20 protein-coding genes and 2 pseudogenes are annotated in these 21,896 nt (G+C 71.1%); 10 read left to right on the forward strand and 12 right to left on the reverse strand.

The features are described from left to right. Nucleotides 1–122: 122 nt before the first annotated feature. Nucleotides 123–824: an FCD domain-containing protein gene (locus AB0C82_RS14400; RefSeq protein ID WP_362840647.1), complete on the reverse strand. Its 702-nt coding sequence runs from the start codon at nt 822–824 to the stop codon at nt 123–125. A 131-nt stretch (nt 825–955) separates the two neighbouring features. Between AB0C82_RS14400 and AB0C82_RS14405 the strand changes: the two genes are divergently transcribed. Then, nucleotides 956–1,480, forward strand: coding sequence for a gluconokinase (locus AB0C82_RS14405; protein WP_362840650.1), 525 nt, complete (start codon nt 956–958; stop codon nt 1,478–1,480). Continuing rightward, nucleotides 1,477–2,874 carry a gluconate:H+ symporter gene (locus AB0C82_RS14410; RefSeq protein WP_362840653.1) on the forward strand — a complete coding sequence of 466 codons (1,398 nt, stop codon included), beginning with the start codon at nt 1,477–1,479 and terminating at the stop codon, nt 2,872–2,874. The genes AB0C82_RS14405 and AB0C82_RS14410 overlap by 4 nt, the downstream gene beginning before the upstream one ends. Here AB0C82_RS14410 and AB0C82_RS14415 read toward each other — a convergent pair. The 3 genes and pseudogenes from AB0C82_RS14415 to AB0C82_RS14425 all read right to left on the reverse strand — a co-directional run. Beyond that, a pseudogene (locus AB0C82_RS14415) lies at nt 2,875–3,009 on the reverse strand (formate dehydrogenase); the annotation flags it as partial. A gap of 170 nt (nt 3,010–3,179) precedes the next feature. Next, complete coding sequence (locus tag AB0C82_RS14420; RefSeq protein WP_362840656.1) at nt 3,180–4,757, reverse strand: APC family permease; 1,578 nt, start codon at nt 4,755–4,757, stop codon at nt 3,180–3,182. A 35-nt stretch (nt 4,758–4,792) separates the two neighbouring features. Beyond that, nucleotides 4,793–5,779 (reverse strand): hypothetical protein, encoded by a 987-nt coding sequence (locus tag AB0C82_RS14425; protein WP_362840659.1) that lies wholly within the window; start codon nt 5,777–5,779, stop codon nt 4,793–4,795. Nucleotides 5,780–5,981: 202 nt separating this feature from the next. Between AB0C82_RS14425 and AB0C82_RS14430 the strand changes: the two genes are divergently transcribed. Next, the gene (locus AB0C82_RS14430) at nt 5,982–6,413 is read left to right on the forward strand and encodes an ASCH domain-containing protein (protein ID WP_362840662.1); all 432 of its coding nucleotides are present in this window, start codon (nt 5,982–5,984) and stop codon (nt 6,411–6,413) included. A gap of 174 nt (nt 6,414–6,587) precedes the next feature. Here the strand turns inward: AB0C82_RS14430 and AB0C82_RS14435 are convergent, their stop codons facing one another. Beyond that, entirely contained in the window at nt 6,588–8,246 is a 1,659-nt protein-coding gene (locus tag AB0C82_RS14435) for an FAD-binding dehydrogenase (RefSeq protein ID WP_362840665.1), read from the reverse strand. 177 nt (nt 8,247–8,423) lie between these two features. On the opposite strand from AB0C82_RS14435, the pseudogene AB0C82_RS14440 reads away from it, so the two are divergent. The 3 genes and pseudogenes from AB0C82_RS14440 (at nt 8,424) to AB0C82_RS14450 (ending at nt 9,659) form a co-directional block, all read left to right on the forward strand. Then, a pseudogene (locus tag AB0C82_RS14440) lies at nt 8,424–8,917 on the forward strand (NUDIX domain-containing protein). 41 nt (nt 8,918–8,958) lie between these two features. After that, complete coding sequence (locus AB0C82_RS14445; protein WP_362840667.1) at nt 8,959–9,354, forward strand: DUF202 domain-containing protein; 396 nt, start codon at nt 8,959–8,961, stop codon at nt 9,352–9,354. Continuing rightward, on the forward strand, nt 9,351–9,659 hold the full coding sequence (locus AB0C82_RS14450) for a DUF202 domain-containing protein (RefSeq protein WP_362840669.1): 309 nt from the start codon (nt 9,351–9,353) through the stop codon (nt 9,657–9,659). Before AB0C82_RS14445 ends, AB0C82_RS14450 begins: the two co-directional genes overlap by 4 nt. A gap of 28 nt (nt 9,660–9,687) precedes the next feature. Here the strand turns inward: AB0C82_RS14450 and AB0C82_RS14455 are convergent, their stop codons facing one another. Both AB0C82_RS14455 and AB0C82_RS14460 read right to left on the reverse strand, forming a co-directional pair. Further along, on the reverse strand, nt 9,688–10,623 hold the full coding sequence (locus tag AB0C82_RS14455) for an NADP-dependent oxidoreductase (RefSeq protein ID WP_362840671.1): 936 nt from the start codon (nt 10,621–10,623) through the stop codon (nt 9,688–9,690). A 43-nt stretch (nt 10,624–10,666) separates the two neighbouring features. Continuing rightward, nucleotides 10,667–11,956 (reverse strand): enolase C-terminal domain-like protein, encoded by a 1,290-nt coding sequence (locus AB0C82_RS14460; protein WP_362840674.1) that lies wholly within the window; start codon nt 11,954–11,956, stop codon nt 10,667–10,669. A 161-nt stretch (nt 11,957–12,117) separates the two neighbouring features. Here AB0C82_RS14460 and AB0C82_RS14465 point away from each other — a divergent pair, with 161 nt between their 5' ends. Next, on the forward strand, nt 12,118–13,140 hold the full coding sequence (locus AB0C82_RS14465) for a phosphotransferase family protein (protein ID WP_362840676.1): 1,023 nt from the start codon (nt 12,118–12,120) through the stop codon (nt 13,138–13,140). Nucleotides 13,141–13,148: 8 nt separating this feature from the next. After that, nucleotides 13,149–14,363 carry an acyl-CoA dehydrogenase family protein gene (locus AB0C82_RS14470; RefSeq protein WP_362840679.1) on the forward strand — a complete coding sequence of 405 codons (1,215 nt, stop codon included), beginning with the start codon at nt 13,149–13,151 and terminating at the stop codon, nt 14,361–14,363. A gap of 44 nt (nt 14,364–14,407) precedes the next feature. Here AB0C82_RS14470 and AB0C82_RS14475 read toward each other — a convergent pair whose 3' ends face one another. From AB0C82_RS14475 to AB0C82_RS14490, 4 genes are all read right to left on the reverse strand, one after another. Beyond that, a complete protein-coding gene (locus AB0C82_RS14475; protein ID WP_362840682.1) occupies nt 14,408–15,742 on the reverse strand; it encodes a M28 family metallopeptidase in 1,335 nt (444 codons plus the stop codon). A gap of 246 nt (nt 15,743–15,988) precedes the next feature. Then, nucleotides 15,989–16,585: a TetR/AcrR family transcriptional regulator gene (locus AB0C82_RS14480; RefSeq protein WP_362840685.1), complete on the reverse strand. Its 597-nt coding sequence runs from the start codon at nt 16,583–16,585 to the stop codon at nt 15,989–15,991. 38 nt (nt 16,586–16,623) lie between these two features. Then, nucleotides 16,624–18,291, reverse strand: a complete 1,668-nt coding sequence (locus AB0C82_RS14485) for an AMP-binding protein (protein ID WP_362840688.1) — start codon at nt 18,289–18,291, stop codon at nt 16,624–16,626. Beyond that, nucleotides 18,288–19,052: an SDR family oxidoreductase gene (locus AB0C82_RS14490; RefSeq protein WP_362840691.1), complete on the reverse strand. Its 765-nt coding sequence runs from the start codon at nt 19,050–19,052 to the stop codon at nt 18,288–18,290. Before AB0C82_RS14490 ends, AB0C82_RS14485 begins: the two co-directional genes overlap by 4 nt. A gap of 174 nt (nt 19,053–19,226) precedes the next feature. On the opposite strand from AB0C82_RS14490, the gene AB0C82_RS14495 reads away from it, so the two are divergent. After that, complete coding sequence (locus AB0C82_RS14495; protein WP_362840694.1) at nt 19,227–20,492, forward strand: DUF1343 domain-containing protein; 1,266 nt, start codon at nt 19,227–19,229, stop codon at nt 20,490–20,492. Between the two features lie 178 nt (nt 20,493–20,670). Continuing rightward, nucleotides 20,671–21,282 (forward strand): hypothetical protein, encoded by a 612-nt coding sequence (locus AB0C82_RS14500; RefSeq protein WP_362840698.1) that lies wholly within the window; start codon nt 20,671–20,673, stop codon nt 21,280–21,282. A 57-nt stretch (nt 21,283–21,339) separates the two neighbouring features. Here the strand turns inward: AB0C82_RS14500 and soxR are convergent, their stop codons facing one another. Continuing rightward, on the reverse strand, nt 21,340–21,831 hold the full coding sequence (soxR, locus tag AB0C82_RS14505) for a redox-sensitive transcriptional activator SoxR (protein ID WP_362840701.1): 492 nt from the start codon (nt 21,829–21,831) through the stop codon (nt 21,340–21,342). Nucleotides 21,832–21,896 lie beyond the last annotated feature (65 nt).

The following is a 21,896-nucleotide window of genomic DNA, read 5'->3' on the forward strand; positions in this document are numbered from 1 at the left end:
CGGACGTCAGGCGCCAGGCCCGGTCCGGGCGTCAGACCGGTGCCGGCCTGCCCGTCCCCCTGTCCCCCCGTCCGCCCCGGGGCTACGGGGCTACGGGGCTACGGGGCTACGGGGCTACGGGGCTACGGGGCCAGTACGTCCAGCTCGTGGAGGGCGCCCACCGCGATCTCCTTCGTCAGGCGTTCCGCGCCCGCAGCGTCGCCCTCGCGGACCGCTTCGGCCAGCCGGACGTGCAGGGTGACGGCGGCCGGGTCCGGGTCCTCGAACATGACCTGGTGGTGGGTGCGGCCGGCCAGGACCTCGGCCACCACGTCGCCGAGCCGCGCGAACATCTCGTTGCCGGAGGCGTTGAGCACGATCCGGTGGAACGCGATGTCGTGCCGCAGGTAGCCCTCCAGCTGCTGGCCGCGCGAGGTGGCGACCATGCCGAGCGCGCACTCCGTGAGCGCGGCGCACTGTTCCGGCGTGGCGTGCGTGGCGGCCAGGCCCGCGGCGACCGGTTCGATCGCCGAGCGCAGCACCGTGAGCGACCGCAGCTGGCGCGGGCGGTCGGAGCCCGCGAGCCGCCACCGGATGACCTGCGGGTCGTAGACGTTCCACGCCTCGGTGGGCCGTACGGTCACGCCGACCCGGCGCCGCGACTCGACGAGGTGCATCGATTCCAGGACGCGGACCACTTCGCGTACGACCGTGCGGGAGACCTCGAAGCGCTGGGCCAGCTCGTCGGTACGCAGCACGCTGCCGGGCGGGAAATCGCCCGCGGCGATCTCCAGACCCAGGGCGTCCAGCACGTGCGTATGCAGCCCCTGGCCCTGTGTGGTCATGGCCACAAGACTACGGCGCGCACTTCCGGAACAAAAAGTACGACGTTTATGTCACAGCCTCTTGAATAAGTCGTACGTAATAGGTTTCAGTAGCGCGACGGACCGATGTCGAAGAAGACAGCGAGGCACCAATGAGCACCCCCCACGTCGTTGTGGTGATGGGCGTAGCAGGGACCGGCAAGACCACGATCGGCCCTCTGCTCGCCGCCGGACTGGGCGTCCCGTACGCCGAGGGCGACGACTTCCATCCCGCGGCGAACATCGCCAAGATGTCGGCCGGTACCCCGCTGGACGACTCGGACCGTTGGCCCTGGCTCGACGCGATCGGACAGTGGGCGCACGGGCGGGCAGGACTCGGTGGCGTCGTCAGCAGCTCTGCGCTCAAGCGCTCCTACCGCGACCGTCTGCGGGCCGGGGCCCCAGGTGTCGTCTTCCTCCACCTGACAGGTGACCGGCAGCTCATAGAGCGCCGGATGGCGGACCGCAAGGGCCACTTCATGCCGACCGCGCTCCTCGACTCCCAGTTCGCCACCCTGCAGCCGCTGCAGGAGGACGAGACGGGCGTCGCGGTCGACGTGTCCGGCACTCCCGAAGAAATTTCCGCACGAGCCGTCGGCGCGCTGCGCCGGCTCGAGAACCAAGGATCAACACCGTGACCGGTCTCAGCGTCGAGATGCTGGCAGCGGACGCCGTCGAACCCATCACTTCGGCAGGCAACGCTCAGTTGGGCATCGCAGTACTGGCGGGCATAGCCGTCATCGTTGTGCTCATCACCAAGTTCAAGGTGCACGCCTTCCTGGCGCTGACCATCGGCTCGCTGGCGCTCGGCGCCTTCGCCGGGGCTCCGCTGGACAAGACGATCACCAGTTTCTCCGCCGGCCTCGGCTCGACCGTGGCCAGTGTCGGTGTCCTCATCGCGCTCGGCGCGATCCTGGGCAAGCTGCTCGCCGATTCGGGCGGCGCCGACGAGATCGTCGACACGATCCTCGCCAAGGCCGGCGGGCGCGCCATGCCCTGGGCGATGGTGCTCATCGCCTCGATCATCGGCCTGCCGCTGTTCTTCGAGGTCGGCATCGTGCTGCTGATCCCGGTGGTGCTGCTGGTCGCCAAGCGCGGCAACTACTCCCTGATGCGCATCGGGATCCCGGCGCTCGCCGGACTCTCGGTGATGCACGGACTGATACCGCCGCACCCCGGTCCGCTCGTGGCCATCGACGCGCTGGACGCCAACCTGGGCGTCACGCTGGCGCTGGGTGTCCTCGTCGCGATCCCCACCGTGATCATCGCGGGCCCGGTCTTCTCCCGATACGCGGCCCGCTGGGTCGACATCCAGGCGCCCGAGAAGATGATCCCGCAGCGTCCCTCCGAGGACCTGGAGCGGCGTCCGGGCTTCGGCGCCACGCTGACGACCGTCCTGCTGCCCGTCGTGCTGATGCTGGTCAAGGCCTTCGTCGACATCGTCGTGGACAACCCCGAGAACCACGTCCAGCGCGTCACCGACGTGATCGGCTCGCCGCTCATCGCTCTCCTCGCCGCCGTGATCCTCGGAATGTTCACGCTCGGCCGGGCCGCCGGATTCACCAAGGAACGGCTCTCCACCACCGTCGAGAAGTCCCTCGCGCCGATCGCCGGTGTGCTGCTCATCGTCGGTGCGGGCGGCGGCTTCAAGACCACCCTGATCGACGCGGGCGTCGGCCAGATGATCCTGGAGTTCTCCGAGAACTGGTCGATCCCGGCCCTGCTGCTCGGCTGGCTGATCGCCGTCGCCATCCGCCTCGCGACCGGCTCGGCCACGGTGGCCACCATCTCGGCGGCAGGTCTGGTCGCCCCGCTGGCGGCCGACATGTCGACCTCCCACGCGGCCCTGCTCGTCCTCGCCGTGGGTGCCGGTTCGCTCTTCTTCAGCCACGTGAACGACGCGGGCTTCTGGCTGGTGAAGGAGTACTTCGGCATGGACGTCGGCCAGACGGTCAAGACCTGGTCGGTGATGGAGACCATCATCTCCGTCGTCGCCCTGGGCTTCATCATGCTGCTGTCGCTCGTGCTGTAGTCACTCCTCCGGCTCCCGCCTACGCGGGTGCCGACGGCGGGCCCGATGGCGCTCGACCGACCCGGTGCGCATTCCTCGGTGTGCCTCCGGATCGGCGAGCGCCATCGCCATGTGCGCGGCGAGCCGGACGCCGATCGCCGGGGCCGGCCGGTCGTGCCCGCGCCGAACACGGCCAGGAGCGGGCGGCGTCCGGCGCGCGGGCCTTCGGCATCGGCAGGGCGGCTGTTCACGCACCCGACAGAACACCCGCGGCCTCCTGTCACCAGGGGCCGCGGGTGTTCGTCACCGGTGGGCGGGCAGCCCGCTCAGCGCGCGGCGGCGCCGGACTCCGCCTCGGCGGCCTTCTCCAGCTGGAACGCCTCGTTGCCGAGACCGATCCTGGCGTGCACCTCGGGCCTGGTGGAGCGCAGCACCGCTCCGTACACCAGGCCGACGACCAGCGCGGCGCCGATGATGCCGGGCAGCAGCCAGGTCAGGGACGAGCCGGGGCCGGAGCCGACCAGCACGTCGAAGTCCCGGACGGTGAGGAAGGCGATGGCCAGCAGGGCGAGGCCGGCCAGCCCCGAGGCGACCAGGCGGGGCGCCTGCGCCCGGCCCGCGCCGCGCCGCACGAAGAAGGCGATGACGGCGAATGCGGCGGCGGCCATCAGCAGGATGACGCCGAGCGCGCCGACGTTGCCCATCCAGGTGAACAGCCGCAGCACCGGGACGGTGGGGTCGCCGACCGGGTAGTCGTCCGTGAGGGCGAAGGCCAGCACGATGACGAGGGAGAGCCCGGACTGGAGGAGCGAACCGGTGGCGGGGGCGCCGCTGGTCTTGTTCGTACGGCCGAAGGCGGCGGGCAGCAGGCCCTCCCGGCCCATCGCGAACGCGTAGCGGGCGACGACGTTGTGGAAGCTGAGGAGCGCGGCGAACATGCCGGTGACGAAGAGGACGTGGAGCACGTCCGTGAACGTGGCGCCGAGCCGGTCCTCGGTGAGCCCGAAGAGCATCCCCGGGCCCTCCTTCAGCGAGGTGTCCGCGACGGAGCCGGGGCCGGTGGCGACGGTCACCGCCCAGGAGCTGACGGCGAGCAACAGGGCGGCGTAGCCCACGGCGAGGAACATCACGCGCGACACGACGATCTGCGGGCGGCTGGTCTCCTCGGCGTACACGGGGGCCTGCTCGAAGCCCACGAACGCCGCGATGCAGAAGCAGAGCGCGGTGCCCAGACCCGCCCCGGTGAGCGTGTCGGGGTTGAACGCGGCCACGGACAGACCCTCGGGGCCCGGCCGGCTGACGGCCGCGATGTCGAAGATGACGACGAGGGCGCATTCGACGACCAGCAGCACGCCGAGCACCTTGGCGTTGAGGTCGATCTTGAGCCAGCCGAGGGCGCCGACGACCACGACGGCGACGAGCGCCGGCATCCACCAGGTGATCTCGATGTCGAGGTAGGCGGCGAAGAGACCGGAGACCTCGAAACCGAGGATGCCGTAGATGCCGACCTGCATGGCGCTGTACGCGACCAGGGCGACGAGCGAGGCACCCGCACCGGCCGTCGGGCCGAGCCCGCGGGCGATGTACGCGTAGAAGGCGCCGGCGTTGTGCACGTGCCGGCTCATCTCCGCGTAGCCGACGCTGAACAGCATGAGGACGATGCCGAGTATGACGTAGAGCAGGGGCTGGCCCACGATGCCCATCACGCCGAAGACCGTGGGCATCACACCGGCCACGACCATCAGCGGGGCGCTGGCGGCGAGGACGGAGAGCAGCAGACCCGGGGTGCCGAGCCGGTCCGCCCGCAGTGCGCGTTCCTCGCCCTTGTAGGTGCTGATCCCGCCGGTGTCGCCGGTCGCCTTCGCGGCACCGGCCCGTCTGGTGTCTGAACTGCCCGTCGACATGGCGGGGTTGGTCCCTTCGTTGGGTGCGGTACGGGTCAGGAGGAACCGAGCGCGTAGCGGCGCGCGGCGAGGTATTCGGGGTACGGGTCCCGCCCGGAGTACGACCAGGGAGCCTCGGTGAGGTGCGGGCCGATGCGGTGGAAGAGGGCAGCGGCCTCGGCCGGCCGCCCTTCGCACACCTTGGCGTGGGCGAGGAAGTTGAGGTCGGCGCGGTGGCGGGGGTGGTCCTCGCGCTCCCATTCCAGCCACCAGTCGAAGGCGGCCTTCATGACCTGTCTGGCCCGCCGTCCCGACCAGTGCCCGGAGCCCGCAGGGTCGGCGGACTCGCTGCCCGCGGCGACGAGGACGCGGTAGCGCTCGGCATGCGCGACGACGGGGAGCACGGCGAGGGGGGAGTCGGCGGGTGCCTGTTCGGCTGCCCAGGCGGCGAAGTCGTAGACCTCGTGCAGGGGGTCCTGGCCGCTCTCGGGGTGGCTCTCGGCCAGCTGCGCGGTCATCAGGTGGTGCGCGTGGTGGTGCTCGGGGTGGCGGGCGCGGATCTCCTCGAAGTGCCGGGCCGCCTCTTCCCGCGCGCCCTCCTCCCCCTGGGAGCCGCGGGCACCGTCGAGCATGAGCAGGGCGAGCCACGGCGTCGGGTCCGCGGGGTCGAGCCTGGTCGCGGTGAGGCAGGCCTCGCGGGCCAGGCCGGGCGCTCCGGCCGACGCCTTCGGGCCCAGGGCGCGGGCGACAGCGGCGCACGCGAGGAGGGTGGCGGCGTCGGCGCTGTCGGGTTCGGCGAGGAGCCAGTCCTCGGCCCAGCCGTACGCGGAGGACGCGGCGGCGAGTGCGACGACGCGGTGGCCCCTGCGGTCCCAGTCGGTTCCCGTGGCGGCCAGGAGCGTGCGCACCCTGGCCCACCGGCCCTGTTCGAACTGGCCGCGCACGTCGATGAGTTCGCTGTCGTCGAGAGCCGGGTCGAACGGGTGGTCCGGGCGCCCGCCCTTGCGGCGGGAGCGGCCCAGGGGCGGCGGAGGCGGGGACATCCGCAGACTTCTTTCGACGCGATGTGCGAGCAAATGATCGCGCACAGCAAAGCGGCAGGCAACGCTCCGAGTCAAGGGGCGGCCTTCTCCAACTCCGCTCACTTACGCCTCAGTTGGCCCGAGGCGTCCCACTTGGGAGAGGTTCGTGCAGCTCACCACGGGCACCGGGGGCACCTGGAGTGACGCGTGCCACACTGGCGCCATGGAGAATCGCGAACCTCTCAAACCGCTCCTCTTCGTCTTCCCGGGGCCGCTGCGCGACCAGCTGGTGGCCGCGGTGCTCGCCGGTGCGAAGGTGTCCACGTCCGGCCTGCTGGCCGAATACGAGGTGGAGAAGGAGGAGTTGCCGCCCGTCGGCGAACGGTCGGCGCTGATCGACTCGGACGGCCGGGAGGTCGCCGTGGTGGAGCTGACGGACGTCCAGGTGCTCCGGCTCGGCGACGTGGGGCTCCAGCACGCGGTCGACGAGGGCGAGGGGTACACGACGGTCGCGGAGTGGCGCGCCTCGCACGAACGGTTCTGGCACAGCGAGGAGATGCGGGACGCGCTCGGCGACCCGGACTTCACGGTCGACGACGACACGATGATCGTGGCCGAGCGGTTCCGGGTGGTGGAGGTGCTGGATCCCCGGTGACGGCTGGGTGGTTGACGGGCCGGGGCACCGTGGCCCCGGATCCCGTTCCGGGAACCGGCCCGCCGCCCGAGCGCCCGGAAGGCTGAGGGGGTGGCCGGAAGGGCTCGGTCGTCAAGCCCTTCCGGCGACTGCGGACGCGGCGCGGGCCGGGGCGGCGCGGCGCGGCGCGGCAGGTCAGCCGACCGCCTCCGCCGCAGCCCGGCCCGCCGCGCGGCCCGAGAAGATGCAGCCGCCCAGGAACGTGCCCTCCAGCGACCGGTAGCCGTGGACTCCCCCGCCGCCGAAGCCCGCAGCCTCCCCCGCCGCGTACACCCCGGGCAGCGGGCTGCCGTCCTCCGCGAGGACGCGTGAGGACAGGTCCGTCTCCAGGCCGCCCAGTGACTTGCGGGTGAGGATGTTGAGGCGCACCGCGATCAGCGGGCCCGCCTTCGGGTCGAGGATGCGGTGCGGCTTCGCCGTACGGATCAGCTTGTCGCCCAGGTAGGCGCGGGCCCCGTGGATCGCCGTGACCTGGAGGTCCTTGGTGAAGGGGTTGGCGATCTCACGGTCGCGCGCGGTGATCTCCCGGCGCAGTCCGTCCTCGTCGATGAGGCTGTCGCCGGTCAGCGCGTTCATTCCGCGTACGAGGGCGGCGAGGTCCTTCTCGACCACGAAGTCCACGCCCTTGTCCATGAAGGCCTTGACGGGCGCCGGCACGTCGGCGCGGGCCCTGCCGATGACGTCGCGGATGGACTTGCCCGTGAGGTCGGGGTTCTGCTCGGAGCCGGAGAGCGCGAACTCCTTGCCGATGATCCGCTGGTCGAGGACGAACCACGTGTAGCCGTGGCCCGACTTCATGATGTGGTCGAGGGTGCCGAGCGTGTCGAAGCCGGGGAAGAGCGGAACGGGGAGCCGTTTGCCGCGGGCGTCCAGCCAGAGGGACGAGGGGCCCGGGAGGATACGGATGCCGTGCCTGGCCCAGATCGGGTTCCAGTTCTCGATGCCCTCGGTGTAGTGCCACATCCGGTCGCGGTTGATGTGGTGGGCGCCCGCCTTCTCCGCGATCCCGAGCATCAGCCCGTCGACGTGGGCGGGGACACCGGAGAGCATCTTCTCGGGCGGGGTGCCGAGCCTCTCGGGCCACTGGGAGCGCACGAGATCGTGGTTGCCGCCGATACCGCCGGAGGTGACGATCACCGCCTGGGCCTTGAGCTCGAAGGTACCGGTCACCTCGCGGCTGCTCGCGGTGCCGCGTTCGGTGCCGCTCGGTTCCAGGATCTCTCCGGTGACCGTGTCGACCGATCCCGCCGAACGGCCGAGCCCGGTGACCCGGTGCCGGAAGGCGAAGCGGACGAGGCCCTTGGCGACGCCCTCGCGCACCCGGCGCTCGAAGGGGGCTACGACCCCGGGGCCCGTACCCCAGGTGATGTGGAAGCGGGGGACGGAGTTGCCGTGGCCCGTGGCGTCGTAGCCGCCGCGTTCCGCCCAGCCCACGACGGGGAAGAACCGCATCCCCTGGGCGTGCAGCCAGGACCGCTTCTCACCGGCCGCGAAGTCGACGTACGCCTCCGCCCACTTCCGAGGCCACCGGTCCTCCTCCTCGCGGTCGAAGCCGGCGGTGCCGTACCAGTCCTGGAGGGCCAGCTCGTGGCTGTCCTTGATCCTCATCCGGCGCTGCTCGGGCGAGTCGACGAGGAACAGGCCGCCGAAGGACCAGTGCGCCTGACCGCCGATGGACTGCTCGGGTTCCTGGTCGAGCAGGATCACCGAACGTCCCGCGTCGACGAGCTCGGCGGTCGCCACCAGCCCCGCGAGCCCTGCCCCGATCACGATCACATCAGCGTCGTACGCCATGGGATTTCCGTCCTTGTCACCAAGTTACCCGTGCGTCAGATCTTGGGTTCGGGCCGCTGCCACGTCAACCGTCCGGGGCCTTCGGCCTGCGGTGACCTTGCGGACCGGCTCGATCCGGCGCTCCGGCCCCCCGGGTACGCCGGTGGTTGGATGGGCGGTATGAATCCTGCTGACTAGATCCTGGACATCGTCGACGAGAACGACCAGGTGGTGGGGCAGGCCCCGCGCGGCGAAGCGACCGCGCGCGGCCTGCGCCACCGCTGCGTCTTCGTCGAGGCGCGGGATGCGCGGGGCCGGCTGTTCGTGCACCGCAGGACCGCATCAAATCGGTCTTTCCCTCGCACTACGACATGTTCGTCGGCGGGGTCGTGGGGGCGGGCGAGTCGTACGACGACGCGGCCCTGCGCGAGGCCGGGGAGGAGCTGGGAGTCGCCGGTCTGCCCCGCCCCGAGCCGCTGTTCAAGTTCCTGTACGAGGGCGACGGCCACCACACCTGGTGGTCGTACGTCTATCAGGTGCGGTGCGAGCTGCCGGTGCGCCCGCAGGCCGAGGAGGTCGCCTGGCACACCTTCCTGACCGATGCGGAGGTGGAGCGGCGGTTCGGCGACTGGACGTGGGTCCCGGACGGGCTGGAGACCTATCGACGGCTGAAGGACTTCCGGGCGCGCTGAGCCGCCCGGAGCTGCGGCGACGCGATGGATAGGGTGCTGGCGTGAACGAATTCGTGCGGGGGCTGCGGTTGTGGTTCGCGCCTCAGCGGCTCCGCGAAGAGGGCGAGACTCCGGACTACCGGTTCTCCCTCGCCAACGAACGCACCTTCCTCGCGTGGCTCCGCACGGCTCTGGCGCTGATCGGCGGAGGTTTCGCCGTCGCCCAGTTCCTCCCCGATCTGACCTGGGGCGTCCGGACGTTCCTGGCGGTCGCGCTGCTCGCCTCGGGTGTGCTCTGCGCCCTGCGGGCGGTCAACCACTGGGTGCGGTGCGAGGTGGCCATGCGCCGGAATGAGGACCTGCCGGTCTCCCGCTTCCCGACCCTGCTGAGTCTCGCGACCGCCGCCGTCGCCCTGGCGATGGTGGCGGTGGTCCTCTTCGGCTGGGAGCCCCGGTGATTACCGCCGAGCGCGACCCCGGTCTCCAGCCGGAGCGGACCAGGCTCGCCTGGCGCCGCACGACGCTGTCCTGCACGGTGGTCGCCATCCTCGCGGGCCGGCAGGCGCTGCACGGGGGGACGGGTCCTGCGGCGCTGATCGCGGTGGCGCTGAGCGTGCTGGCGTGGCTGGGCTTCCTCATTGTGGCGCACCTGCGGGTGACGGCCATGGGGACGGCGAGGCCGCGGCCGATGTCGCCGCGCAGCGCGGTGGGGGCGGCCGCGTGCACGGTCGCGCTGGCGGTGTTCGCCGCCATGCTGTTCTGAAGCGGGCCCTGCCGCCTCGTCCGGACGCTCAGCTCTCCCATTCCACGGCCACGATGATCTTTCCGCGGGTGCGGCCCTCCTCGTTGAGCCGGTAGGCGTCCGCCGCCAGGGCGAGGGGGAAGACCCGGTCCACGTGGACCCGGACGAAGCCCTGTTCGGCCAGCTCTGCCAGGTGGGCGAGGTCCGTGGGGTCTGGCCGGACGAAGGCGTACTTGCCCCCGTAGGAGAAGACCTCGGGGTCTGCCACGGAGGCGAGGCGGCCGTCGGGGGCGAGTGTGTCCGCCGAGGCCTTCAGCGCGTCGCCGCCGACGGTGTCGAAGGCCGCGTCGATGCCTTCGGGGGCCAGGGCCCGAAGCCGGTCGGCGAGTCCTTCTCCGTACTCGACGGGTTCCGCGCCCAGCTGCCTCACATGGTCGTGGTTGTGCGGGCCGGCCGTACCGATGACCCGGCAGCCCGCGTGCCGGGCGAGCTGCACGGCCATCGAGCCGACGCCGCCCGCCGCCGCGTGCACGAGTACGGTCTCACCGTCGCGGATCCTGAGCGTGCGGTGCAGCACCTGGTACGCGGTGAGGCCGGTCAGCGGCAGGCCCGCGGCCTCCTCGAAGCTGAGGCTCAGCGGCTTGCGGGCCAGGGTGCGCACGGGGGCGGCGACGTACTCGGCGAACGTACCCCGGGAGAGGAAGTCCTCCCGCACGTAGCCGATGACCTCGTCGCCCACCGCGAACTCGTCGACGGCGACGCCGGGCTGGACGACCACTCCCGATACGTCCCAGCCGGGGATCACCGGGAACACGGCTTCCAGGGCGGACTGGAGGTACCCCTCGCGGGCCTTCCAGTCGACCGGGTTCACGGAAGCGGCCCGCACCTTCACCAGCACCGAGTCGGGGCCGACCTTCGGGTCGGGCAGGTCGCCGTACTCCATGACGTCGGCCGAGCCGTACCTGCTGTAGCTGATCGCCTTCATCTAATGACCATCGGCGCAGGTCAGGGTTGCCGCAACTCGGACCTCACCAGCGCGGGACGGACGGCGCCCTCCACTCCGGTTCGGCCTCGCGCATCGCCGCGGCATCGTCCCGCTCGCGCATCCTGCCGTCGTCGTCGAGCCAGCGCCTGTGCAGGGCGGCGAGCCGCTCGCGGTCCAGTTCGACGCCGAGGCCGGGTGCGTCGGACACCGTCAGCCGGCCGTCCTCGAAGACGTGGCGGGTGGTGATGACGTCCTCGGTCTGCCACGGGTAGTGGCTGTCGCAGGCGTAGTCGAGATTGGGCACGGTGGCCGCGACGTGGGTCATCGCGGCCAGGCTGATGCCCAGGTGGGTGTTGGAGTGCATGGACAGGCCGACACCGTAAGTACGGCATATCGCGGCGAGCTCCCGGGTGCGGTGCAGTCCGCCCCAGTAGTGGTGGTCGGAGAGGACCACCTGGACCGCGTCGCGGGCGAAGGCCTCGGGGAGTTCGGCGAGCGTCGTGACGCACATGTTCGTGGCCAGCGGCACGTCTGTGCCCGCCGAGACGGCGGCCATGGCGTCCGTACCGCTCGCCGGGTCCTCCAGGTATTCGAGTACGCCCTTGAGCCGGTCCGCGACGTACAGCGAGGTCTCCACGGACCAGGCGCCGTTGGGGTCCAGCCGCAGCGGCTGTCCGGGGAACGCCTCGGCGAGCGCCTCGATCGCGGCGATCTCCTGGTCCGGCTCGAAGACGCCGCCCTTGAGCTTGAAGGAGGAGAAGCCGTACTCACCGGCGAAGCGCCGTGCCTGGCCGACGACCCCGGCCGGGTCCAGGGCCGCGCCCCAGTCGTCCTGTTCGCCGGCCCCCGGGTGGGCGGCCCAGCGGTAGAAGAGATAGGCGCTGTACTCGACGGTGTCCCGGACCTTGCCGCCGAGCAGGGCGTGCACGGGCAGCCCGAGCGTCTTGCCCAGGGCGTCGAGGCAGGCGACCTCGAAGCCGGAGACGACGGAGAGCCGCAGCTTGTCCACCGTCTGGACACCGCGCAGCCCGCCCGCGTCGACACGCTCGTCGGCGGCGCGTGAGTCCCCGCACACCTCGTCCGCGAGAGCGAACAGGCCGTTCACGTCGCTGACCGGGCGGCCGGGCAGGGCCTCGGCCAGCGGCCGGGCGAGTTCGAGGTACTTGCCGTCGCCGTACGTCTCCCCGATGCCCGTCACTCCGCCGCGGGTGACCACTTCCACGACGAGGCGCGGGGTGTACGGCTGATGGACGCCCTGGGTGTTGAGGAGCGGCGGGTCGGCGATGAGGATCGGAGTGAGGCGGACTTCGTCGATCAACAGGGCTGTATCCATACGTGAACCATATTCATGGATACGGCTGTGCGCCAGAGTGCGTCACCGGTTCGGCCAACTCGGGCCACGTTCGGGCCAAACGATTACGGGAGTTCACTGGACGACATACCGACTGGTCGGCATCATGGGCACCGACCGTTTCACACCCGGAGGTGCGCACCATGAGCTCAGTCCACCCGCCAGGTCTCGACCCCGGCCTGCTGCGCGGCCATCTCGACCGCGAGCGGCCGGGGCTGGTGAGCGGACCGCTCGAAGCCCGGCTGATCGAGGGCGGGCGCTCGAACCTCACCTACATCGTCAGCGACGGTACCGGCCGCTGGGTGGTCCGCAGACCTCCGCTCGGCCACGTCCTGGCCACCGCGCACGACATGAAGCGTGAGCACCGGGTCATCAGCGCGCTGCACCCGACCGCCGTACCGGTGCCCGAGCCGCTGCTGCTCTGCGAGGACGACTCGGTCATCGGATCACCCTTCTACGTCATGGAGTACGTCGAGGGAACCCCCTTCCGTACCGCCGAGCAGCTCGCCCCCCTCGGCGCCGGGCGCACCCGGGCCGCGATCCTCGGCCTCGTGGACACCCTGGTGGACCTGCACGCCGTGGACCCCGAGTCCGTCGGGCTCGGCGACTTCGGCCGCCCGGAGGGCTTCCTGGACCGCCAGCTGCGGCGCTGGGGCAAGCAGCTGGACGCCTCCCGCAACCGCGAACTGGCCGGGATCGACGAGCTGCACGCCGCGCTGGGCCGCGCGCTGCCCGGCTCCCCCGCCCCGACCGTCGTGCACGGCGACTACCGCCTGGACAACGTGCTGATCGGCGCGGACGACGAGATCAAGGCCGTGCTCGACTGGGAGATGTCGACCCTCGGCGACCCGCTGACCGACCTCGGCCTCCTGGTGATGTACAGCTCCGATCTCGGCCTGCCCAGGTCCCCGGTGTCCACCACGAGCGGCGCGGCCGGTCATCCGACCCCCGCGGAACTGATCGAGCGCTACGCCGCCCGCTCCGGCCGCGACACCTCCGCCATCTCCTGGTACACGGCCTTCGCCTGGTTCAAGCTCGCCGTGATCCTCGAGGGCATCCACTACCGCTACACGCTCGGCCAGACCGTCGGCGCCGGTTTCGACCGGATCGGCGACCTCGTCCCCGTCTTCATCAGACACGGCCTCACCACCCTCAAGGAAGGCTGAGTTACCCCATGGACTTCGCATTCGACGCCCGTACCGAAGAGCTGCGCACCAAGCTGCTCACCTTCATGGACGAGCATGTGTACCCGGCCGAGAAGACCGCCGAGGAGCAGCGCGAGCAGCTCTCGTCGCCGTGGGACACCCCGCGGATCGTGGAGGACCTCAAGGCCGAGGCGCGCAGGCAGGGCCTGTGGAACCTCTTCCTCCCGGACGCCGGGTACGGCGCCGGGCTCACCAACCTCCAGTACGCTCCCCTGGCCGAGATCCTGGGCCGCAGCCCGCACCTGGCGCCGACCGCACTCAACTGCGCCGCGCCGGACACCGGGAACATGGAGGTGCTCTTCCAGTTCGGCACCGACGAGCAGAAGAAGCAGTGGCTGGAGCCGCTGCTCGCCGGGGAGATCCGGTCCGCGTTCGCGATGACCGAGCCGGAGGTTGCCTCGTCGGACGCGACGAACATCGAGACCCGGATCACCCGGGACGGCGACGACTACGTCATCAACGGACGCAAGTGGTACATCTCGGGTGCGATGAACCCGGAGTGCAAGGTCTTCATCGTGATGGGCAAGACCGACCCCGACGGCGCCGACATCCGCCGCCAGCAGTCGCAGATCCTGGTCCCGCGCGACACCCCGGGTCTCGAAGTACGGCGTGCCATGCAGGTGTTCGGTTACGAGGACCACTCCCACGGCGGTCACGCCGAGGTCGTGTTCGACGACGTGCGGGTGCCGGTGGCGAATCTGATCGGCGAGGAGGGCGGCGGCTTCGCCATCGCCCAGGCGCGGCTGGGCCCGGGCCGTATCCACCACTGCATGAGGCTCATCGGCATGGCCGAGCGGGCCATCGAGCTGATGTGCCGGCGGGCCGTGTCCCGTACGGCCTTCGGCAAGCCGCTCGCCCAGCAGGGCGTCGTCCAGAACTGGATCGCGGACGCCCGGGTCACGGTGGAGCAGCTGCGGCTGCTCGTCCTGAAGACGGCCTGGCTGATGGACACCGTGGGCAACCGCGGGGCCCACACCGAGATCCAGTCCATCAAGATCGCCACCCCGCGCGCGGTGGTCGGCATCCTCGACCAGGCGGTGCAGCTGCACGGCGCCGGCGGGGTCAGCCAGGACTATCCGCTCGCCGAACTCTGGGCGGCGGCGCGGACGCTGCGGCTGGCGGACGGCCCGGACGAGGTGCACCAGCGGTCCCTGGCACACCGCGAGATCAAGAAGTACCTGTAGCACCCGTGCGGGGAGGCGCGCGGTACGCGCCTCCCCGCGACGGCTCAGAAGGTGAGCTTCCAGCTGTCGACGTAGCCGGTGTCCTGCGCGGCCACGTCCTGCACCCGCAGCCGCCAGGTGCCGTTCGCCACCTCGGCCGACGCGTTGACCGTGTAGCTCGTGATCACGTTGTCGGCGGAGTCGCTGCCGCTGGAGTTCTTCAGGCGGTAGGCGGTGCCGTCGGGGGCCAGCAGGTCGATGACCAGGTCACCCCGGTAGGTGTGCTTGATGTCCACGCCCACCTGGAGGGTGGCGGGGGCGTTGCCGGTGCGGCCGGACACCGCGATCGGCGAGGTCACCGCGGCCCCGTTGTCGGGCACGCTCACGTCGGTGGTCGTCGAGTAGACGTCACCGGCCGGCGGGGTCACCGTACCGGCCGACAGGGTCCAGATCGCGTGGGCGACGGCGTCGCTGTTGCGGTCCAGGGCGGTGTCGTTGATGTTGGCCGTGGTGTCGCACGAGGAGTGGTAGCAGCGGTCGAACGCCTGCCCCGCCGTGCCGCCCCACTTCTGGGCCTGGGCACTGGACTTCGTGTTGCTCGCGCCGGTGAACAGACCGCCGACCGGTATCCCCGCGCTCTTGAACGGGGCGTGGTCGGAGCGGCCGTCGCCCTCCGTCTCGATCTCGGTGGGTACGGACAGGGCCGCGTAGTAGTCCTTGAAGGTCTTCTCGATGACGGGGTCGTCGTCGTAGACGAAGTAGCCGGGGTTCGGCGAGCCGATCATGTCGAAGTTGAGATAGCCGCTGAGCTTGGAACGCTCCGTCGCCGGCAGGTTGTTGACGTAGTACTTGGACCCGATCAGCCCCAGTTCCTCGGCGCCCCACCAGGCGAACCGGAGGTGCTTGTCCGGTGCCAGCTGGGCGCGGGAGACGGCGAGCGCGGTTTCGAGAACGGCGGCGGAGCCGGAACCGTTGTCGTTGATGCCCGCGCCCGAGGACACGGAGTCGAGGTGCGAGCCGGCCATCAGGACCTGGCCGGGGTCGCCTCCGGGCCAGTCGGCGATCAGGTTGTATCCGACGGCGCCGCCCGAGGTGAACTGCTGGAGGGTCGTGGTGTAGCCGGCCGCGTCGAGCTTGGCCTTCACGTAGTCGACGGACGCCTTGTAACCCGCCCTGCCGTGGGCCCTGTTGCCGCCGTTGGCGGTGGCTATGGACTGCAACTGGGTCAGATGGGCCTTGACACTGGCGAGCGGGATGTCGGGGGCGGCAGCGGCCTGCGGGGCCGCGGCCGCGCCCGGGTCCGCCGCCTGCGCCGCCGGGGCGGCGGTGGCGAGCAGGGCGACGAAGGCGAGGGCGGCGGCTGCCCGGGATCTGCGCAGCGCGAAGCGGTTGGGGATCATTCAGGTGCTCCGTATTCCGTTCGGGGACTGACGGAACGTGCGGGGGGTGCCCCGGTCGCGCCGTGCCCGACCGGGTTCTGGAGCTACTCGTGCGATGTGCGTGACCGATGGTCAACTGGATGACGGTGCACGGTCAAGAGCGGGAACCGGACATGGCCGTTCTATAAACGGACAGTGCGCTCCCCGGGGCCGGGAAGCGCACTGGTGATGTCCTGGAGGTGCCCCGGAGTACCGGGGCGAGGTGCCCTACGGGCGCAGCGCGCGCAGCAGGAGGTCCGCCAGGTGGTCTGCGACCTCCTGCTGGCTCAGCGGGCCGTCGGGGCGGTACCAGGTGGACAGGTGGTGGACCGAGCCGAAGTGGTAGTCGACCACGAGGTCCGCCGGAGTGGCCGTGGAGAACACCCCGGCCTTCTGGCCCTCTTCGATCAGCGCCCGGAAACGCTCGTGGTAGCGGCGGCGCTCCACCCGTACCTGCTTGTTCTTCTCGGGGCTCAGGTGGTGCATCGAGCGGAAGAAGATCGAGGCGTCGTCGAGGTTCTCGATGGTCGTCACGACCACGTCCGCCGCCGCGTCCCGCAGCCGCCGCTCGATCGGCGCGTCGGCGTTGGCGTAGGCGTCGAGCCGCTCCTGCTGGAGCCTCAGCACCCGGGCGTACACCTCGTGGAGGAGGTCTTCCTTGGAGCCGAAGTAGTGGTAGAGCGCGCCCTTGGTCACGCCCGCCGCCTCGACGATCTCCTGGACCGAGGTGCGGTCGTAGCCGCGCTCGGCGAAGAGCCGGGTGGCGGCGGCCAGCAGCCTCTGAGGGACGGGAGTGCCGTTCCCGTCCGTCGTCGCCTTGGCCATTGCCGCCACCTGCCTTTCGTACGTATGCGTGAACTGCTCTAGCGAGGGGAACGCAGTTCCCGCCTGAGGATCTTCCCACTAGCCGTCTTGGGGAGCTCCGTCAGGATCTCCACCTCGCGCGGATACTTGTACGCGGCGAGGCGTTCCTTGCAGTACGCGCCCAGCTCGCCGGGCTCGACCGCCGCGCCGGGCCGCAGGCTGACGTAGGCGCGGACGGTCTCGCCGCGGTACTCGTCGGGGACGCCCACGACGGCCGCCTCGCGGACCGCCGGATGGGTGTAGAGCACGTCCTCCACCTCGCGGGGCCACACCTTGAAGCCCGAGGCGTTGATCATGTCCTTCTTGCGGTCGACGACGTAGAGCCAGCCCGCCGTGTCCATGAAGCCGATGTCGCCTGTGCGCAGCTCACCGTCCGGGAAGGCCGCGGCCGTCGCCTCGGGCAGGTTCCAGTAGCCCCGGACGACCTGGGGCCCGCGCACGGCGATCTCGCCCTGTTCACCGAAGGGCACCTCCTCTCCGTTCTCGTCGAGGATCCGGACGACCGTGTCCGGTCCCGGGACGCCGACGGAGAGCGTGCCGGAGACCGGGTCGACGGGGGCTTCGCGCTCCGGCGGCACCGCGGCGCAGGGGGCCGTGCACTCGGTGAGCCCGTAGCCGTTGCGGATGTACGGGCCGAAGCCCGCCCGGAACCTCTCCACCAGCGCGGGCGGCAGGGGGGCGCCGCCGGAGGAGATCACCTGGAAGGAGGCGAAGTGCTCGGGGGTGACGTCGGGGTGGGCGGCGAGCGCCATGAAGGCGGTCGACGGGCCGACGGTGTAGGCGGGGCGGTGCTCGGCGAACGCTTCGAGGACGACGCCCGTCTCGAAGCGGTAGGCGAGGACCAGGGTGCCCGCGTTGGCGATGCAGGCGGCGAGCTGGCACACCATGCCGGTGATGTGGAAGAGCGGGGCGAGGGCGAAGTAGGCGGAGCCTTCCGCGACGGGGTGGCCGGTGCGCTGCCGCTCGGCGTTGATCATGATGTTGCCGTGGGAGTTCATGGCGCCCTTGGGGGTGCCGCTCGTTCCCGAGGTGTAGCTGATCAGCGCCACGTCGTCGGCGCCGGCATCCCGGCCCCCGGGCGCCGCGAGGCCCTGGCGGGCGACGGTGACCAGGTCGTCGGCCCAGTCGTCCTCGCCGGGCGCGGGCAGCCGCTCGAAGCCCAGCACGCGGGGATCGTTCTTCGTCTGGAGGTCCAGCTCGCAGGCGGTGACGGCGATCCGCACGCTCGGGGCCGCCTCGGCGGTGGCGCGCAGATAGGAGTCCCAGGCCCGGTCCGAGCAGATCAGCGCGGTCACCTCCGCGTCCTTCAGCACGTGGCCGACCTCGCCGGACTTGTACATCGGGTTGAGGGGGACGACGACGGCGCCGGCCTTCCAGGCGCCGAGCAGCGCGATGACGAACTGCGGGCTGTTCTGGAGCATGATCGCGACGCGGTCTCCGCGCACCAGCCCACGGGCCGCCAGGCGCCCGGCGACGGAGTCCGACAGCGCGTCCGTCTCCCGGTAGTCGAGGCGCCCGTCGAAGTAGGCGAGGGCCGGGTGGCCCGGCGCCCGGGAGACGGCGGCGCGGAAGGCGTGCACGAGCGTCACGGCCGGGGTCACGGGGGCGCGCTGGGCCTCACTGAGCAGGGCCAGCCACGGCTTGGCCGCGTAGATCGACGCGGTCATGAACCGTTCCCCTCCCACTTCTGCTGGAGATGGTTCATGTTGCCGAGCCAGTGGTCGGGGTCCTTGGCGCGGGCCTGGCAGTACCCGGCGACCTCGGGGTGCGGCAGGACGAGGAAGCGGTCCTGCTCGATGGCGTCGAAGAGGGCGTCGGCGACGGCCTCCGGCTCGATCGCGCCGGGGGCGAGCACCAGGTCGCCGGCCGATCCCGCCGCGGTCAGCATGTCGGTGCGCACGCCCTGGGGGCAGATCGCGTGGACCTTGACGCCGCGGTGCCGATAGGTCAGCGACAGCCACTCCGCGAAGGCGACCGCGCCGTGCTTGGTGACGCTGTACGGCGCCGCGCCGATCATCGTGAGCAGTCCGGCGGCGGACGCGGTGGACACGAAACGGCCGCTGCCGCGCTCCAGCCAGTCCGGGAGCAGCGCCTTCGCCGCGCGCACGTGTGCCATCACGTTGACGTCCCAGGCCGCGGCCCAGACGTCCTCGTCCGCGAAGGCGTCTCCGGGGGACGCCAGGCCCGCGTTGGCGCAGTAGACGTCCACCGTGCCGTCGAGCGCGTCGCGGGCGGCGTCCACGATCTGCGAGGCGTCGCCCGCGACCGCCGTACCCCCGATCTCCTCGGCCAGCGGCTTGATCCGCGCGATGTCGAGGTCGTTGACGACGACCCGCGCACCCTCCGCGGCGAACCTGCGGGCCAGGGCGGCACCGATGCCGCCTCCGGCTCCTGTGACCACTACGCCAGCGCCCTGCACCGTACTCATCGGATCCCGCCTCTCTCAGCCGACTGCACCGGCAGACTAACCAGTCGGTATGTGATCCGGGAAGGGGTACGTACGAGGGCGGGGAATCTACGCGGGTCCGGGTCGTTCCGTGCGGCCCCCGCCCGCGCTAGCGTGCGTGACCATGACAGTCGGCGCGATCATGGAGGTTGACGAATGAACCTGTCCAGACGTGGATTGCTGACGGCGGGCGGTGCCGTGGGAGCCCTCGCGGTCACAGCGGCCGGGACCGGGACCGCGGCCGCCCTCACGGGACAGGGCTCCGGACGCGGCGGTGTCCGTACCGGTTTCGACCGGCTGGCAGCCGACGGCTACCGCCTGCTGAAGGGGCGGAAGGTCGGCCTCGTCACCAATCCGACGGGGATCACCTCCGACGCGCGTCACATCGTGGACGTGATGCACCCCGACGACCGGGTGAACCTGACGGCGGTCTTCGGCCCCGAGCACGGTTTCCGGGGCACGGCCCAGGCGGGCGGCTCCGAGGGCTACTACGACGACCCGGCGACCGGGCTGCCGGTCTACGACACGTACCTGAAGAGCGGTCAGGCACTCGCCGACATCTTCACCGCGTCGGGCGTGGACACCGTCGTGTTCGACATCCAGGACGCGGGTGCCCGCTTCTACACGTACATCTGGACGCTGTACGACTGTATGCAGGCGGCGGCTCTCGCGGGCAAGCGGTTCGTCGTGCTCGACCGGCCGAACCCGGCGACCGGCCGGGCCGCGCTCGGGCCCGTCATGGAACCGGCCTTCGCGACGTTCGTCGGCCGTCGGGAGATCTCCCAGGCCCACGGCATGACCGTCACCGAGCTGGCCCTTCTGTTCAACGCCGAGTTCCTGGCCGAACGCCCGGTGGAACTGGAGATCGTCACGATGTCCGGGTGGCGGCGCTCGGATTTCTTCGACGAGACCGGGCTGCCCTGGGTACCGCCGAGCCCCAACATGCCGACGCCCGAGACGGCTCTCGTCTACTCGGGGACCTGCCTCTTCGAGGGGACGAACCTCTCCGAGGGGCGCGGCACGACCCGCCCGTTCGAACTGCTCGGCGCCGAGGGAGTCGACCGCCGCTGGGCGGCCGCCGCGAACGCGCTCGGCCTGCCGGGCGTGGCGTTCCGCGAGGCGTACTTCGCACCGACGTTCTCCAAGTTCCAGGGCAGGACGGTCGGCGGTGTGCAGGTGCACGTCCAGGACCGCGCGGTCTTCGACCCGGTCCGTACCGGCATCGCCCTGCTGGTGACGGCGAAGCAGTCCTGGAGCGGCTTCGCGTGGCGCCCGGACAACTGGATCGACAAGCTGACCGGCAACACCCGGGTCCGCACGATGATCGACGCGGGCGCCGGCACCGACGAGGTCGTCGGGGCCTGGGAGGCGGACCTCGCGAAGTTCCGGGCGATCCGGAAGCGGTATCTGCAGTACCGCTGAGTACGTCGCGCGGGCTCGCTCCCCCGGGCCCGCGCGTCAACCTCGGCCTCCCGCACCCACCCCACCCCACCTGGGGCGTCTCAGGCTCTGGACGCGTCACTTTTGGATGGAGCCGATTCGGGCAGCCGTACGTCCCAATGGGTGACGCCGAAGTACGAGCGACGGAGGTGGCAGTGACATGGCCGGTTTCCGGAGTCTTGCGAGACAGGTCCGCGATCCGCGGGGCGATCTGGCATTGCGGAGGTACTCACTCCGTAAGTGCCTGGAAAGATTCGCCCCCTACGGTCACCGCGCGACCTGGGACCATCTGTGCGCCCGGCACGGGATCGAGCCCGAGGACCGGGATCCCGACCCGGCGCGCCTGGTGGGCGCACTGAAGGAGCTGGAGGAGGCGCGGGCCGTCTGGCTCGCGTACGAGTCGGGGTTCGCCGAGCGGCGGCGGCGGGAGAAGCGCGACGGGCTGCGCCGCCCGGCCTCCTTCGACGACTGGCACCGGCGGACCTGGGGCGGCAACGGGATCGCGCGCTGCGAGGACCCGGGAGTCCACCCGTCGGCGCCGCTCGCGGACGTCCTCGGGCGGCTGATCTCCGCCCTGGGCTCGGAGCCGGGGACCGCCTGTCCCGTCTGTGCCGCACACGGCATCGCCTGGCAGCAGGAACGTGAGCACGAGCCGTGGTCGGGCCCCGTGTGCAGCGGCTGCGGGATCCTGGTGCCGCAGCACGTGCTGACGCCCGGGGCGCTGGCGAAGGCCCGGAAGATACGTCTGCGCGATCTCGCGTCGGCGGCCTGACACGCGGCCGCTCCTGCGGCGTCCGGCGCGACAGGCCCCCGGGAGTGGCAGCGGCCCCTACTCGCAGCCCTCACTCGCGGACGAGCCCGGCTTCCTGCGCTCGGGCATCAGGCGCGAGCCCGTCATCCGCTCACCGGAGATGTCGTTCGGGTTGGAGAGCACACAGGATTCCAGCGAGAGGCAGCCGCAGCCGATGCAGTCGGTGAGGTGGTCGCGCAGCTGACCCAACTGCTTGATGCGCTCGTCCAGTTCGGTACGCCACGCCTCGGAGAGCCGTGCCCAGTCGTCACGGTTGGGGGTGCGCTCCTCGGGCAGTTCCGCGAGCGCGTCCCGGATGGTGGCCAGCGGGATGCCGACACGCTGGGCCGCACGCACGAACGCGACGCGACGCAGTGCGTCCCTGGTGTAGCGGCGCTGGTTTCCGCTGGTGCGCCGGCTGGTGATCAGGCCCTTGGCCTCGTAGAAGTGCAGGGCCGAGACGGCGGCTCCGCTACGCGCGGAGAGCTGGCCGACCGTGAGTTCGTGGAGTGTCTGCGGGATCTGTGGCACCTCTCGAACCCTACTGGTCCTCCGTTGACAGGACAGCACTCACCCAAGGATGCTGAGCAAGCGCT

It is taken from the genome of Streptomyces sp. NPDC048560, from assembly GCF_040650955.1.
GTDB lineage: Bacteria > Actinomycetota > Actinomycetes > Streptomycetales > Streptomycetaceae > Streptomyces.